The following is a 14,075-nucleotide window of genomic DNA, read 5'->3' as shown; positions in this document are numbered from 1 at the left end:
GTCCCAGGGGACGGTGTTGGGGGGCGTTGCTTCCTGCATGGGCTGTAGCGGGACACAAGGTTCTGCGTTTTTGGGACACAAGGTTTTGCGCAACTCTTAGCGCCCGGCAAGAGCCGTTTTAGAGCCCCCTCAGAACCGGCCCTTCGTGCGCAGGTAAGCGTCTGGGTCGAGCCCCATCAGCGCGATGATCCGCTGATCCGCTGTAGAAAGGTCATAGCTGACCGGAGCAACCGAAGAGGCAGCGGCGCTATCGTCCTGTCGTCTAGCTGCCTCGCTGGTCCGCGCGTACGCCGCCGGATCAAGGCCCATGAGACTGATGATGTGGAGATCGGTCGACCGAAGCCCAGCGCGGGTGGGCGCCCTGGTCATTTGTGCGGCCTGAAGGGCCGCAAGCCCGACTAGGTTCGGGGCATTGGTGAGACCAGCTCGTAGGATGGCCGTGATCGTTCCGTCCCGCCGATGTTGAATGACAGGGGAGATGCTTGAATACTGCCGATCCTCCATCATGGCGTGCCCTCGCCGCGTCCACTCTACCCGCCCCCAGATGCCGTCGTGGCGACCTTGAAGTTCGACAATCCACCCACAGGCTGGCGCGGGTCGGCCCTCCGGGACCGCCAGATCTGTCGAATGGTTCTCGTCAATCACCAGCTTACCGACACGCATGGATGTGACCACCACGCTTTGGGCGTCGCTCAGTCGATAGGGGCCTCGACCGTCGGTCGTGCGGATGTTGCCGGCCGGAAGCAGGTGAACCCACATTGGAGCGGGAGCGGCACCTGCGGTTGCTGCGTGTGTCGATCGCAAGGACATCATCCAATCACGAGGTTCGCGCTAGCTGAAGCAGTTTCGCCGCGTCAGTGGCGGAGACGCTTTTTGCCAGGAGCGCATTGTTTTTCTTCAGCTCGGCCAAAATCTCGTCGTTCTGTGCGATCAGCCTCGAATTCTGATCGTTATTCTCATCGAGCGACTGATTGGTTTGCGTCAGCGCGGGATCGCTGGCGCGCTGCTGTGCGTCCTTGATCGCGCTGTTCTGCCTCGCGATCTCCGCGCGGGCTTGGTCGATGATCGCGCTACGATCTGCGGCGAAACCGCTCGTCGTGCCGTACACGTCCTTCGAAACGCTGTTCAGCTGCTCATAGAGGCTGGCCAGCTTGTCAGTGGCGCCATCGACACCGGCTTGAACGTCCGCCTGGGCCTTGGTGATCGAGTCGAGCAATGCCGACCGGCGATCAACCGCAGAGCCTTCGAACAGCGACCCGGAGGTCATTTCCTCGACCAGGCGCTTCAGCGACCCGACCTGCTGATCCATCAGCTTGTCCGTCAGCGCTGCGCGTTCCTTCGCGTTCGCTGCCTCCACCTTGACGATGTCGAAGCCGTATTGCCGGGCGATCCGGAGACGATCCGCCGCTTCCTTCTCGTAGCTCTTGAACGCCTTGGTCAGCTGTCCGCTGACACCGCCCAGAAGGTCTTCAAGGTTGCCGACCTTCAATGCCTCCTGGAGCGCCTTGTCGATGTCAGGCGAGGAACTCAGCGCCTTCTGCACCGCGCCGGACAGTCCCTTGATCGCGCCATCGGAAATGGCGTTTGCGATGGCCGCTCGAACCGCGCCCTCGGCATCATTGTTGTCAAACTTCAGGACCCCGTCGCGGTCGCCATATTTCCCGCCGACGCTGGTGCCGCCCGAGGGATCGACCCGATAGCTGTCCTTGTACTTGTTGATGCTAACCGCGAAGCTGCCGATGTCAGCGCCGAGCGTGCTGGCGATCTTGCTCAGCGCCCCCTGGACGCTGCCGGCGAGGTTGCCGAGATCCGTCTTCACCTCGGCCGAGTTGCCGCTGACGTTGGCCTTCTGGTCGACACCCGTGATCTGCGCCGACCCGCGCGGCGTCGACTTGAACAGGTTGCCGACCAGGCCGCCAAGCACCGAACCGATGATGTCGCCGCCGGGGATCGGTATGAAGCTGCCGATGGCGCCGCCGATCTGGGCACCGGTGCCGCTCATCTTGATGCCGAGAGCATTCCCCAGGCCGGCCACCATCGAGCCGGTCGCTGCACCGGACAGGCCCTTCGTGATGTTGTCGCCTGCGAACTTCCCGATCTGGCCGCCGATTTTCTTCGCGGTTTCCTTGTCGGTCAGGACGCCCGCGATCGACGTCGAGATGCCCCCGATCGCCTTCGCAATCAGGGTGTCCGGCGTCATCGCCTCCTTGCGCTTGCCGGTGACAACGATCGCGGGATTGAGGTTCGCGGCAATGGCATCGCCGATCTTGGTGCCGATCTGGACCGTCCCGGCGGCGCCAGCGCCGGAGCCGACTGCGCCTGCGGCCGACGATGCAGAGCGCGCCAGGCTGTCCAGTGCCTGCGTCGTGCGACCAGTGGAAGCGGTGACCTGGTCAACCGCTGCCGCCATCTTGGCCGACGCATCCTTGACGATCGTTGTCCCGTCCACCTCGTCCTTCAGGTCGCGGAACATGTTCGAGAAGATGTCGTCGAACAGCTTCTGCCCCTTGAGCGTGGCGAAGGTATCGAGGATCTTGCCAGGGGCTTTGATCAGCTGCCCAAGGTCCCCTCGCACGAAAGCCTGGGTTGCGTCCCGGACGGTGCCTTCGATCGAGCTAAGGGCGTCGACGTATTTCTGCGTATTCTGGCGAAGGATGTCGACCTCGCGCTGCTGCGCGCGAAGCCCCTGGACGGATGCGAGGATCGCATCCTTCTGGTCCTGACGTAGGGGGCGAAGGTTCTTCTCCAGCGAATATATCGTCCGGAGCGCCTCGGCCTGGTCGGTCTGGCCCCGTGCCTGGAGCTGGAGGATTGCGAGGGACTGCTGCTGCCCGATGATAAAGTCGTTGTATGGCCGAACCAGGCCTGCTTCGATTTTGCCCTTCGCCTCGTCGAGCCGCTTTCCGAATGCGTCGAAGTCGGCCTGATCGATCAAGCCGGCGGAGAGCATCCCCTTCTTCTTGCCGAGGATGCCATCCAGCGCCCCAATCGCCTTGGCAGCCTTGTCGGCGAGAGTCTCCGGTGCTGCGAACGCCTCCCCGATCGAACGCAGCAGGCCCGTCTCCACGGTCTGCTTTGCATCCTTGGCGCTGACGATCAGCGCCTCGAAGTTCGGCGGCTTTTTCCGGCTGAGATCGTCGATCAGGTCATCGAGCTGGCGGACGGCCTTGTCTGCTTGCTGCACAGCAGGCGGCGTCTGGCTGAACGCTTCCGTGATCGAGGCGATGCGATCGGCGGTATCGCGGCCGAACTCGTCGAGCGATGCCGTGGACTTCGGCTTCTTCGGCTTGGCGGAGCTGTACGGCTTGAGCGGAGCGGCCACCCCCTTGCCGTCGAGCGCATCGATCGCCAGGCGCGCGGCCTTCTGATCATTCTGCGCCTGAGGCAGCGTGTAGAGCTGTTCCTTCAGCTCAATGATCTTCTGGGCCGAATAGTCCGCCAGTTGTCCGGCCTGGGCCATCGCATCGACCCGCTGCCGGATCTGGGTCGCGTTGAGATTGCCCGCAAGCACATCATCGCGCAGCGCCCGTAGCGGCGCCGCCTGGACGCCTACCTGCTTTGCTTGATTGAATTGCGCCTGAGCGGCCGAGTTGAACTCGCTCCGCTGTCCGAAGCCCCCCGCGATCGCGACGCTCTGCGCGCCGTACGTCTCGCCCGCGATGCCCTTGATCTTCTCGCGCGCCTTGCCCTCGGCCTGCTGCCCGCTCAGCAGCATCGCCTCCGCCTGGAGGCGGATCATCTCGCGCAGTTCTACATTCTGGGTTTTGAACTTGCCGGTGTTCAGGTCGATGACCTTGCCGAGCAAGGATTGGGCGTTGCCGAAGGAATCGGCCGACTTGGCGGCCTTCTCCAGGTTGTCACTCAGCTCGTCGGCCTGCTTCCCGGCATCCAGCAGTTGCAGGATGAAAGGGCCGAGCACCATGCCGGCGGCGAGCACGATCGAGCCCCAGGGCGAGCCGAGGAACGCGGCGGTGCGCCCGATCGCGCCCTTCACGCCCATCTGCTCGACAGCCATCGCGGTCTGACCGGCCTGGACGGAGAAGGCGCGAAGCACGCTCTCTGCCGTCAGTCCCGACATCGAGACCATCAAGCTCATGTCCTGGAACTGCTGGCCGAGCATGCGCGCGCCCAGCGCCTGCTCGCCCATGCTGCGGACATTGCCGCCACCGGCGCGTTCAACCCGTTCCTGCGCCTGCACGACGCCCAGCTTTGCGGCTGCCAGGCTCCCCTCGGCCGACGCCAGCGCCCGAGCGGCGGCCTGCTGCTCGGTCGCGCTGGCGGTCGCGGCCTGCGCGGCGCGCTCCTGCGCCTGCGCCCACGCCAGCGCCGCTGCTTCCAGCTTCTTCTCGGCGATTGTCAGCTGCTGCGCTTCGCGGCTCAATCCGGACACGCTGCCGGTGAGCTGCTGAACGGTGAGGCCCGCTCGCTCCAGCTCAGCGGCCACCGTGTCGGCCGCCGCGCCCGCCTTGCGCAGCTCGGCGCCAAGCGACTCGGTCGCGGTTTCGGCGACCGCCTCGGCTGCGCCCAGGTCCTTTGCCGCAACCCCGGTCTTGTTCATGTCGAGCTGGAGATCGCGGAGCGCCTTCTGGGCGCCCTCGGTGTCACCGGTGATGATCAGGCCGGTTCGCAGCGTCATCTGGATGCGCCTTGAGCTGCTGGAATGCGGACGACGCGCGGACCATAGGCCGCAACTAAGGCTTGTGCGACCTCACGCCCGGTCCACAGGACGATGGGATGGTCCTCGTGATCAACGGTTAACAGGTTGACCCATTTCCCCCCGAGAGCGGATACCAGCACGTCAGCAGCTCTTGCACCTACCGCGCCGCGAAGCTCGCACAGGGCAATATCGACCAGCGCGCCGCCATCCTTCAATCTTCGGATCAGACCATCCACGCCCTGCTCGGTCATGCCGAGCCGGACAGCGACTTTCGCGACACTGAGACCGTCGGCTAGGAAATGCGCCGCGCGAAGCTCCCTCATCAGCGGAACTCGGATTATGTCTGGAGAGAAGCGCGCGGACAATTTGCGCGCTGCTGACAGGCCAATCACTTGCGACAATTCCTGTCGTTCGGTGACGCGGGCAGGCACATAAAGGCGGGTTCCGCCGAATGCGTTCGCAAGGGCTACCGCCGCTTCCGCCCCGATCAGATGAACGATTTCGGCTTCGAGCCCATCACTGCCCATATCGCGCCCTTTGAACGCCACGGCGGATAGATCCCTCCACGTCGCACGATCCCAGCACGTAAGGCGCTACACGGTGAAAAGTCCGTGCAGCACCGACTGGGACAAGTTCGATCACAGCTGCACCGCAGAGCGGGCAGCCTGGAGGTCGGTCGAAATACGCTCTCTCTCTGCGCGGAGCTCGCGTAGTTCCTCTTCGATTTGGCGGATCTTGAACGCACGGTCTGCGCCGCGGATGCCGTCGCGCGCGGCCGGGCAGAGTTCGTCTATCAGCTTCGGCAGCTCCAGCGCGATGCGGTGCCGGAGGAAATAAGTCAGGATCGTGAGGTTCAGCGGCGGAGACGTTTCACCACGAAGAGAGCGGGTCATCAGCGCCTGCTGATCGGGCTTTTCCGGCTCCAGCAGGAGAATATTCATCGACCTGCCTAGGGCAACGGCCTTTGCGCTCCCTTCACCGACATAGGTGTCATTCAGGCGCGTCCGAAGCTGTTCAGAGAACGTGTCCTCCACCCGCTCCAGCTCACCAAGGAAAACCGCGACGATATCGTCAGTGTGCGGATCGGCTCGGAAGATCGCGCGATGCTCCTCCTCCTTTGCCTCGATCTTGGCGTCTACATCCGCCAGTTTGGCACGCGCAGCCTCAACGACACTCGCGAAGCCTGCAATTGCTTCAGAAATCTGCATAATGATGCCCCGAGTTGAGTTGCGCATCCGCAGCGCCGTTCGGAAAGGACAGGCGGGCGGTGCCGTGGATGCGCTGGTCAGGTATGGGGCTGGTCGTGCGCATTCTCGCCCTGACGGGCGTCAGGGCTGATTGTGCGCGGTGTCGAATAAGTCGAGCTGGTCAGCATCAATAGCGCCCAGCAGGCGATAGACGTGGCGCTCGGAATAGCCTGTTTCGATCGCAATCTGGGGAATTGTCAATGCCGTCCCCCGGCGCAGCTCGACCACGCGCGCGCGGCGGGTCGGCTGCTTGGGCACGCTGAGGCGACTGCCAGCGAACCACTGGACAAGCCGATCGGCGGCATCATCGCCCAGGAGAACGCGCAGCGGATGATGCTCGCCGATCAGCCGGGGGACATAGAGGGTCGTACCGCCGAACCGCCGCGCGAGAAGATGCGCAGCATCATGGCCGAGCGCGGTCACCAGCTCGGCCATGGCTTCTTCGCCAGCGACGGGGCGCGGCGCCTTCACCGACGCCGGCCGACGCCGAGCTTGGCGCGCAGTGCCACCACATGGTTGCAGCTGAGGCCGACCTGGGCAGCGATCTGCTTGACCGGAAGGCCGGCACGACTGAGGCGGCCGACTTCCTCTAGTCGCTCGGCCGCGAGCCCGGCGCGAGATATGTCCTTGCCGGCGATAAGGGCAGCAGCGCGCTCGGCGCCGATCGCCGTGGCGAACACGGCCTCGGCGGAAGCTGGCGGCTGAGCCACAGCTTCCGCCGCTCGCTCAGCGCTGGCCGCGCGCGCCTTCGCTACGCGGGCAAGGATTGAACGACCGCGCGTCACTGCCGCAACATCCGGCCGATGGTCGAGCTGGCCTCGTTAAGGCGGTCGACCTTCGCCCCGGTCTTTTCGAGATACGCCAGCAGGGCGGCGCAGGTGCCGTAGAGGCGATCCTGATCCCCCTCCTCGAACGAACCGATCAGCTTCTCCTGCATGAGAAGGACGATGTGGCCGACATGGTAGAAGGCGAGATCGATATCCGTGGCGAGGGCCTCGATTTCCGAGGCGATGTCAGTGCGGGGGGCATCTTTGACGAAGAGGTCGTTGATGTGGGCCATTTCGAAGGCTCCTGTGTGCGGGGCTTCAATTCAGAATGGAGGGGAGACGCGACCCGTGCGGGATCACGGCGAAGCGCTGGCGTCCCTGATCCTTTCGGCCAGCTCGGCGGCTGCGCTTTCCAGCCGCTTGGTCGACCAGTCGGCGCGATCGGCTGCGATCGGGCCGCGCGCGGGCGCTCCGACAGCGGCGAGCCGCGCGAGCTGGGCAGCGACCAGGCGGTCTTTCAGCACCCGGATGCGTTCGGCGCTGGGCACGCGCGCCGGGACCGCCTGGTCCCAGCCGTTCCGATCCGCGATCGCCTTCAAGGCTTCGATCAGGCGAAAGCCCTGCCGTTCATCCGCCCACTGGAGACGGTCGACGTGCAGCTGCCGCCGGCCGAACGCCTCCAGCGCCTTTTCCGAAGGGTCGGTGATCGCGCCGAGCTGGTAGAGCGAGATCCACATGGCGCGCGCCTTGCGAGCTACGGCGCTGCCGGCAGGCGCGCGGCGCATCACCGCTGGGCCGCTGCGAAAGCCCATCCGCTCGAATTCGGCGAGGACCTGGAGGAGCTGGCCCGCGTCGCAATCCTTGGCGCTGGACGCGCCAGTGATGCGGACCAGCAGCGCCCGATAATCATCCTCGGCGATGCCGATCGCCTTGCGGCCGATATGCACCTTCGCCAGCAGCACGCGCCGCTGTTCCGCCGCCGCCTTGGGCGCTGTGTTGTCGACTACAACCTCAATCATGACTGCGGCCCTCCGAGGTGTTGGGGGGCGCGGCGTGCCTCGAATGCCCCGTTAAGAGGCTTTAAGAGGGTGTAAGAGGTGCATCTGCGCGGTTTTGCGGGGTTGGGTACCGAAAGCGTTCCGGCGACGCTCTGGGCGTTCGTGGTGCTGATCATGGCAGCGGCTCCAGCAAGAGGAACAGGCATCCGCAGACCGACAGGACGCCCGCCAGCGTCAGTGCGCCGGCAAGGTCGAGTGCGACGCGGTGAAGCGGTCGCTCGGCGCGCAGCACGCGCCAGGCGCGGTGTGCGGTCGCGCGCATCACGCCACCCCAACCTTGGTGTGGCGCTGCTTGGCCGCGTCCCGGAGGTGCGCCAGCGTTAACGGCTCGCCTGCGCCCATCGCGCCCATCAGCGCGATTTCGAGCGTGTTGGTCACTTCCCGGAGTGCGCCGGGCAGCGCGGCCATGCGCGACAGAAACGTCTTCTGATCGGCGTCCTTGATGCCCCAGGCGGCGAACAGCGCGTCCAGGTCACCCACCATCGGCACCGCCTGGACGTGCTTGTAGGAGAAGCGCGACGAGACCTGCGCCAGCGCGCTTTTTCGGCTTTCGATATGGCCGACGACGGTTTCGTTGCCCAGGAGGGCGATGCCCACGCCGGTGCGATCGTGCCAGCCGCGCAATTCGTTGATCGCCTTGTCCGTCAGCTCCTGTGCTTCGTCGATGATCAGCAGGCCCTTCTTGCCGCGCACATGCGCCTTGATCTTGCGGGAGAGTTGCTGCGGGCTGCCCTTGATCTCGCCCAGGCCGATCGCCTCGCCGACTTCGATCGCCATCGTGGCGACGCCCGAGGTCGAGGGTGACATGGTCGCGAGCCAGACATTCGGATCGGACGCGGCGAAGCGCTCGGCCGTCCGCGTCTTGCCGATGCCGGGACCGGTGACGATCAGCACGATCTTGCCCGACTGCGCCCAGCGCAGCAGCTGCGTCAGCCGCGTTGCCGTCGCGGTTTCATACCACTCCGGAACAGTCGGCACGTCGGCCGCGATCTCGGCCTGAGTGGCCAGGCGATCGCGATAGGCCATTACCTTTGTGGCGACGGCCTGATTGTTGCCGCCATACTTTCCAGTGGAGAACAGCGACAGCGTCGAGGACGCAACATCGGTCAGCTTGCCGAGCTGCGGCCAGCTCAGCTGTTCCTCGGCCTTGTGTTCGTTCAGCCAGGCGCGGGCCTCGGCTTCGGTCGTGCTGTTGTCGACTACCACTTCCATGATACGTGTCTCCTTGCTCCTTGCAGTGGGGCGGACGGCCGCGCGGGCTTCGAAATCGGCGCGGCCGTTCTTCATTCGACCACCCGGAACCGGCGCTCGACGGCGGCGGCGAAGTGGTCGGTGAAGTCAGGGGCAACAGGCTCGGCGACGGCCTGCTGAATGGGCTTGAGGGCGGCGGCGGTCTGGCCGCGATGGCGTACCGGCCGAACGACAGCGGCCTCCGGGACGGGCGCCGGGTGCGAAGGCTCGGCCAACAGCTCGGCCAGTTGGTCGGTGCGCAGCAGCTCGGCGGCTTCCTCGGCCGCGCGGACCTTACGGCGGACATCGGCCTCCAGCTTGCCGCGCCGTTCCGCACCAGCCTTGTCGAAGAACCCGGTCGCCGCGATCACCGGCGCAACGCCGAAATACTCGCCTGTCCGGCGATACACATGCACTTCGCCGTGCAGATTGTCGGGGTCGAAGCGGAGCGTGACGGGCTGTCCCGCCAGTTCGATCATCTCCGGCGACCAATAGGTGTTCCCGGCCAGGGTGACCGACCCATTGTCGCGGTTGCAGCGGCGATCCTCTGCCATCAGCAGCGCACGGCGCAGCTGCTCGGGCGTGGCGCGACCGATCGGCGACACCGCGTAGGACGCGGCGAATGCCAAGTCGAAGCTCGTTCCCTTGGCAGCCTCGGTGCGACGGCCTTCCCGCGCGTTGTGCGCTGCGATCTGGCGCGCCACATGCGCGCGGAATTCGGCGATCGGGATGGCGCGCTCGCGATAGTTCTCCGGCTTCGCGTCCGGCTTGTTGCCGGTGTAGGCGCCGGAGACGGCAGGGTGCTTGGCGATGTCTTCGCACAGGTCGCGCCAGGCACGTTCGATCGGCTTGGAGGAACCGCGGTACGGCAGCGTCCAGTGCACGCGGATCGATAGCGCGGTCAGGACGCCCGTGGCATCCGTGTCCTTGATCTTGAACCGGAAGCGGGTGAGCGCGCCGCCCGTCAGTGCCTTGGACGCGAAGGCGCGACCATTATCCATCACCGCTTCGCAGGGGATGCCGTAGTCGCGGAACAGGTCCGCGAACGCCATCCGCGTCAGCAGCGTGCTTTCCGTCTCACCGATCCGGTGGGCCAGCAGCTTGCGCGAGAATACGTCCTGCAAGCCGACCATCACCGGCCGGCCGATCCGGCCGTCTTCCCACTGGACGAACACGTCGAAGGTGTGGCCGTCGACATTGACCGCCTGCATCGCGTGAAGGTCTGCGATCGTGCGGCGCATCGGCGGCACCGTGCGGCGCAGCGCCTCTCGCCCATCACGCTTCGACTTCTTCAGGTCCGTGCCGATCTCGCGCTCCAGCCGGCGCTGAAGCGTCTTGGCGGCGGGCAGTTCGATGCCGCGCGGGCGTGCATAGCCCTCGACCAGGCGGCGATAGCAGGCGGAAAAACTCGGCTTCTCGGGACGCAGATAGTCGGTTTTCAGAATGCGCCAGGCGTCGGCGTCTATCTCGACTTCCTTGCCGCCGCCTTTGTACTGCGGAGCGAGGAAAGGGAGGCGATTGGCGTTCGGGATGCCCGCCACATCCGCAAACCAGGCGACGACGGCGCGTGGTGACACGCCATGCGCGTTCGCGGCAAGCGCGATGGCTGCCGTTTTTCCGGTCCCCGACCGCACATTCGCTTCGACCTCTAAAAGAATGCGAAGGCGTTGCTCAGCGCGTGCCTTAGTGGCGCAGCTCTGCGCATCGAACCACGCCCAGCGATCGGCAAACTGACAAGACGTATCGTCGTTCACTGGCTCGGGAAGGGGCGAAGCCCACGCCATGCGATTGAACAAAACCTGTTGCGCTTCCGGCGGAAGGACGCTGGCATGAAACTCGGTGCCACCGCCCCGCCCGGCGCGGCGGCGTGCCAGCGGCGTTCCATCGGCTGCCATACGATGCGCCCAGCCTTCAGCGGCGGCCCGATCGTTGACCCTGCGCTTGCTGTCCGGGACACCTGGGAGGCCCAGCTCGGCGAACTCGGCCGCCGTGTACCACTGCTTGCCCCCAGGCTGCGTCACTTGGGCCACCTTCCAACGAGTTGTTCAAGGAAGCTCGTCCGCGCATTCATCGCGATCAGCGCCAGCTGACCTTCGAGGTGGATATGGTCGCGGAGCGCGTGGAGTGTTGCGTCGTGGGGAACTTCCCGGCGTCCCGTCACGATGAACAACACGTCCGCTCCGGCGCTAGCGAACCGCGCCAGAGCGTTCGCGTCCGGCACTTCGTCGCCAGCTTCCCACTGACCCCAGACATGTGCTGATACGCCCGCCTGACCGGCCAGCGCCTCGACGGACAGGGCCATGCGCTCGCGCTCGGTGCGCATGCGGCCCGCGACGGTGCTATTGTCGGTAGCGAGCCGGATCGTCACGGGAGAAGCCCCCGCTTCTTGAAGCCGACAACCATGTCGTTCGCCATGGACGGTGTGATGTTGTCGACGAGCCATTCGACATGTGCTTGACGCGCCGAGATCGGCATTTTCGCCCAGGTGTTAACCATGACGTTGCCAAGTTTGTCCGCGTCGATACGGCTGCCTTTGCTTTCCGCGAGACCGGCGGCAGCGAGGACCTGATCCATCGATCCCCAGTCGGGACGCGACAGGATCGTCTCGGCTGCCGTCCGGCGAGCGGTCTCGTTCAGCGACGCCAGCCGCATCATCGCGGACAGGCTTTCCCCCAGCGGGTGGAAGTTCAGGGCCTCCGCGAGATCGGGGAGGCCTTCGACGATATGGCGATAGACGCGCGTGTAGCGTTCAAGTGTGGGGACAGAGCAGCCCATCGCCGCCGCCGCCCGATCTCGCCAACCCGATGCGTCCATCATCGTGATGGACGCATCCCATCGCGCGCGCGCGGCCCGCACCTGGGAAGGCTCGCCGACGTGTCCCGGATGGTCGTTCGCCTCTTCCAGGCGCGCACGCTCGATCATAAGGATTGCGCGCTCGATCGGCCGGCGCTCGGAATGGTCGAGGTTTTCCGACAGCTCCAGCTTGCGCAACGTGAGTTCGGTTGCGCCGGCCTCCGCGACCTGAATTGCGTCGATCGTCGTCAGCCCGGCCAGCGCGGCGCCACGCATCCGGTGCAAGCCCGCCACCAGCGTCCAGGGCAGCTTCGCAGCGTTGCCATTGCGCTTCACATGAATGGGGTCGTGCTGGCCTTCGGCCGCGATGCTGGCGCCGAGGCGCGCGGCATGCTCGGGATTGTAGAAGCCGATACGAGGGCCAACCGCGATGCTGGCGATTGGCAGCCCCATGATGGCGCGACGGTCCGTCATGCTGCGGCGGCGGCCTTGATCGCCTCGGCGATCGTCATGCCGTCTGCGACGATGATGCCGTCCTTGAGGCCGAGGGCGACTGCCACCTTGTGCGCGTCGCCGTGGGCACCCTTCAGCCTACCGTCGAGTACCCCGCGCACAACCACGGTCGACACGCCGAGATCGGCCGCGACATCGGCCGCCGTCTTCCCGATGCGAGACAAACGTGACCTAGCCTCTTCCAGATGGGCTTTGGTTGTCATATGATCCTCCACAATGGTAGCCATATGGCAACCTTGTGGTGTACGTATGACTTCCCGTCAAGATGGAAAGGGATTCGTTTGTCGATCTCGGCTAGGCTGAAGGAAGAGCGGCAGCGGCTCGGCTTGTCGCAGACAGCCTTCGCCGATCTCGCGGGCGCTACGAAAAGCGCTCAGATTAAGTGGGAGCGTGGGACTTCCGCACCGACTGCGCCAGCTCTGTCGGCTTGGGCCGAAGCGGGGGCGGATGTGCTTTTCATCCTCACTGGACGTCGGACGGTCGACCCTGACACCGGACCCGAAAAGCAAGTCCTTGACGATCTGAACGAGGTCCGACGCAATATCATCGAGCCGGGGCGGCAACGGATGCCAGGCGAAAAGGAAGCAGACACCGAGGCACGTGTCCTGAAGGCGTCTGAGCGCCAGCTTCTGGCCATTCTGCGTTACGACGCGCAGCTTGTGACACCGGATATAATTGCCGAGACCGAGCACCTTCTCGACATTGTGCAGAACCCCGCCTCGCTGGCCCTCTACCGAGCGGCAGATCTTGCGCAGCTGCGAGCCAAGCGACGTGAGATGCGAGAACGACTGGCCAGGTGGTTCGACAGGTCCCGATACGAGCCGAGGGAAGCGGTGCTGCAAACCATGGCGACGATCGTGATGGAATATGCAGTGCCGACGAAGCTCGTCATCGAACTCGTCCAGGACATCTACGATGACGTGAACAATCAACGAGGCATGAACCTCGGTTGAAGATCTCGGGGCGGGCGCAGCTTCTCACCGCATGGTGAGACCGCCCCCGCGCGAACGTCCGGAACGTCACCGGTTATCGGCCGGCAGCCACGATGCGCGGCCTCGCCAAATTGATAGAATGGCGCCGATTTGCCTTCAAGTCGGCCACGGTGGCAGTGTGATGGCCTTCCTGCGCGGAGAGTGAAGCATGACCACCCGAACCACGACGTATCTGGTCTGCACCTGCGGTCACCGTGGCGTCCTGCGGACGGCGGAGAACGATCAGCCCTACTCGAAGGAATGGTTCAACCGGACGGTGGAAGGCTTCATCGACAACGACGAAGGGTTCAGCTTCAGGCAATTGACCTGCCGCGCGTGCGGCCGACACGGGGAAGTCAGCGCGACGGAAAAACCGCCCACTTCCGCCTGATCTGAGGCGTGGCAAATAGGCGGAGATCAGCCGGAAAGTGTAGCAATATCAATAAGTGCCCACTTCTAGCCCCTCCGCAATCGGCGTTTTTGCCCGAAAAATTGAATCGAGGCGTTTTTCCATGCAGTGGGAGCTGTCCCGCGTTCCGAAGAAACGACGGAAAACCGCCACTCAGAGGCTTCTCAGAGGCGCTTTAGCCCCCGCTGAGAGATGCGGTCAAAAACGCCCCAGAAGTGGGCGGGTTGGCCGTTTTGCCCACTTTACGCAGAACCAGCTATCGGTGCCCGCGAGCCCCCGCCGAAGGCGAGAAAATCCCGGATTTCCGCCATTCTCACCCGCAAAATTCCGGGTAATCTAACGAAATCCCGGAATTCAATTCTCTGGAAGAACCTCGTGTCCCCTTACATGGGCTCAACCGGCGGCACGCAGCCGCTCCTCCTGCTGCTGG

The 14,075-nt window shown here is 64.8% G+C and carries 16 protein-coding genes and 1 pseudogene; 2 read left to right on the top strand and 15 right to left on the bottom strand.

Features of this window, described 5'->3' with window-relative positions; translation table 11 throughout:
* Nucleotides 1-129 precede the first annotated feature (129 nt).
* The 15 genes and pseudogenes from KK7_RS23460 to KK7_RS0115655 all read right to left on the bottom strand — a co-directional run bounded on the left by KK7_RS23460 (nucleotide 130) and on the right by KK7_RS0115655 (nucleotide 12,468).
* Entirely contained in the window at nucleotides 130-369 is a 240-nt protein-coding gene (locus KK7_RS23460; RefSeq protein ID WP_237709234.1) for a hypothetical protein, read from the bottom strand.
* Nucleotides 370-375: 6 nt separating this feature from the next.
* A pseudogene (locus KK7_RS23790) lies at nucleotides 376-759 on the bottom strand (phage protease); the annotation flags it as partial.
* 58 nt (nucleotides 760-817) lie between these two features.
* Nucleotides 818-4,558, bottom strand: a complete 3,741-nt coding sequence (locus KK7_RS20955; RefSeq protein WP_138983983.1) for a hypothetical protein — start codon at nucleotides 4,556-4,558, stop codon at nucleotides 818-820.
* Nucleotides 4,559-4,632: 74 nt separating this feature from the next.
* Nucleotides 4,633-5,205, bottom strand: a complete 573-nt coding sequence (locus KK7_RS21640) for a hypothetical protein (RefSeq protein ID WP_010545605.1) — start codon at nucleotides 5,203-5,205, stop codon at nucleotides 4,633-4,635.
* A gap of 90 nt (nucleotides 5,206-5,295) precedes the next feature.
* Complete coding sequence (locus tag KK7_RS0115705) at nucleotides 5,296-5,865, bottom strand: hypothetical protein (protein ID WP_010545604.1); 570 nt, start codon at nucleotides 5,863-5,865, stop codon at nucleotides 5,296-5,298.
* A gap of 120 nt (nucleotides 5,866-5,985) precedes the next feature.
* The gene (locus KK7_RS0115700; protein ID WP_010545603.1) at nucleotides 5,986-6,339 is read right to left on the bottom strand and encodes a hypothetical protein; all 354 of its coding nucleotides are present in this window, start codon (nucleotides 6,337-6,339) and stop codon (nucleotides 5,986-5,988) included.
* Between the two features lie 32 nt (nucleotides 6,340-6,371).
* Nucleotides 6,372-6,614 carry a helix-turn-helix domain-containing protein gene (locus KK7_RS0115695; protein ID WP_138983982.1) on the bottom strand — a complete coding sequence of 81 codons (243 nt, stop codon included), beginning with the start codon at nucleotides 6,612-6,614 and terminating at the stop codon, nucleotides 6,372-6,374.
* Between the two features lie 71 nt (nucleotides 6,615-6,685).
* A complete protein-coding gene (locus KK7_RS0115690; protein ID WP_010545601.1) occupies nucleotides 6,686-6,964 on the bottom strand; it encodes a hypothetical protein in 279 nt (92 codons plus the stop codon).
* A gap of 63 nt (nucleotides 6,965-7,027) precedes the next feature.
* Nucleotides 7,028-7,690, bottom strand: a complete 663-nt coding sequence (locus tag KK7_RS21635) for a gp16 family protein (RefSeq protein ID WP_010545600.1) — start codon at nucleotides 7,688-7,690, stop codon at nucleotides 7,028-7,030.
* A gap of 151 nt (nucleotides 7,691-7,841) precedes the next feature.
* Nucleotides 7,842-7,991 carry a hypothetical protein gene (locus tag KK7_RS22995; protein WP_158000025.1) on the bottom strand — a complete coding sequence of 50 codons (150 nt, stop codon included), beginning with the start codon at nucleotides 7,989-7,991 and terminating at the stop codon, nucleotides 7,842-7,844.
* Nucleotides 7,991-8,941, bottom strand: coding sequence for an AAA family ATPase (locus KK7_RS0115675; protein WP_010545599.1), 951 nt, complete (start codon nucleotides 8,939-8,941; stop codon nucleotides 7,991-7,993). The genes KK7_RS22995 and KK7_RS0115675 overlap by 1 nt, the downstream gene beginning before the upstream one ends.
* A gap of 71 nt (nucleotides 8,942-9,012) precedes the next feature.
* Nucleotides 9,013-10,989 carry a transposase domain-containing protein gene (locus KK7_RS20940; RefSeq protein WP_083836119.1) on the bottom strand — a complete coding sequence of 659 codons (1,977 nt, stop codon included), beginning with the start codon at nucleotides 10,987-10,989 and terminating at the stop codon, nucleotides 9,013-9,015.
* Nucleotides 10,977-11,327: a helix-turn-helix domain-containing protein gene (locus tag KK7_RS20935; RefSeq protein ID WP_010545597.1), complete on the bottom strand. Its 351-nt coding sequence runs from the start codon at nucleotides 11,325-11,327 to the stop codon at nucleotides 10,977-10,979. The genes KK7_RS20940 and KK7_RS20935 overlap by 13 nt, the downstream gene beginning before the upstream one ends.
* On the bottom strand, nucleotides 11,324-12,226 hold the full coding sequence (locus KK7_RS21630) for a ParB/RepB/Spo0J family partition protein (RefSeq protein WP_010545596.1): 903 nt from the start codon (nucleotides 12,224-12,226) through the stop codon (nucleotides 11,324-11,326). The genes KK7_RS20935 and KK7_RS21630 overlap by 4 nt, the downstream gene beginning before the upstream one ends.
* Nucleotides 12,223-12,468, bottom strand: a complete 246-nt coding sequence (locus KK7_RS0115655; RefSeq protein ID WP_029623338.1) for a helix-turn-helix domain-containing protein — start codon at nucleotides 12,466-12,468, stop codon at nucleotides 12,223-12,225. The genes KK7_RS21630 and KK7_RS0115655 overlap by 4 nt, the downstream gene beginning before the upstream one ends.
* Between KK7_RS0115655 and KK7_RS21625 the strand changes: the two genes are divergently transcribed.
* Both KK7_RS21625 and KK7_RS0115645 read left to right on the top strand, forming a co-directional pair.
* Complete coding sequence (locus tag KK7_RS21625) at nucleotides 12,469-13,218, top strand: helix-turn-helix domain-containing protein (protein ID WP_158000024.1); 750 nt, start codon at nucleotides 12,469-12,471, stop codon at nucleotides 13,216-13,218.
* A 187-nt stretch (nucleotides 13,219-13,405) separates the two neighbouring features.
* Nucleotides 13,406-13,627: a hypothetical protein gene (locus KK7_RS0115645; RefSeq protein ID WP_010545593.1), complete on the top strand. Its 222-nt coding sequence runs from the start codon at nucleotides 13,406-13,408 to the stop codon at nucleotides 13,625-13,627.
* Nucleotides 13,628-14,075 lie beyond the last annotated feature (448 nt).

Source organism: Sphingomonas elodea ATCC 31461 (assembly GCF_000226955.1).
GTDB classification, from domain to species: domain Bacteria; phylum Pseudomonadota; class Alphaproteobacteria; order Sphingomonadales; family Sphingomonadaceae; genus Sphingomonas; species Sphingomonas elodea.
This window is presented reverse-complemented; position numbering and strand designations above follow the sequence as displayed.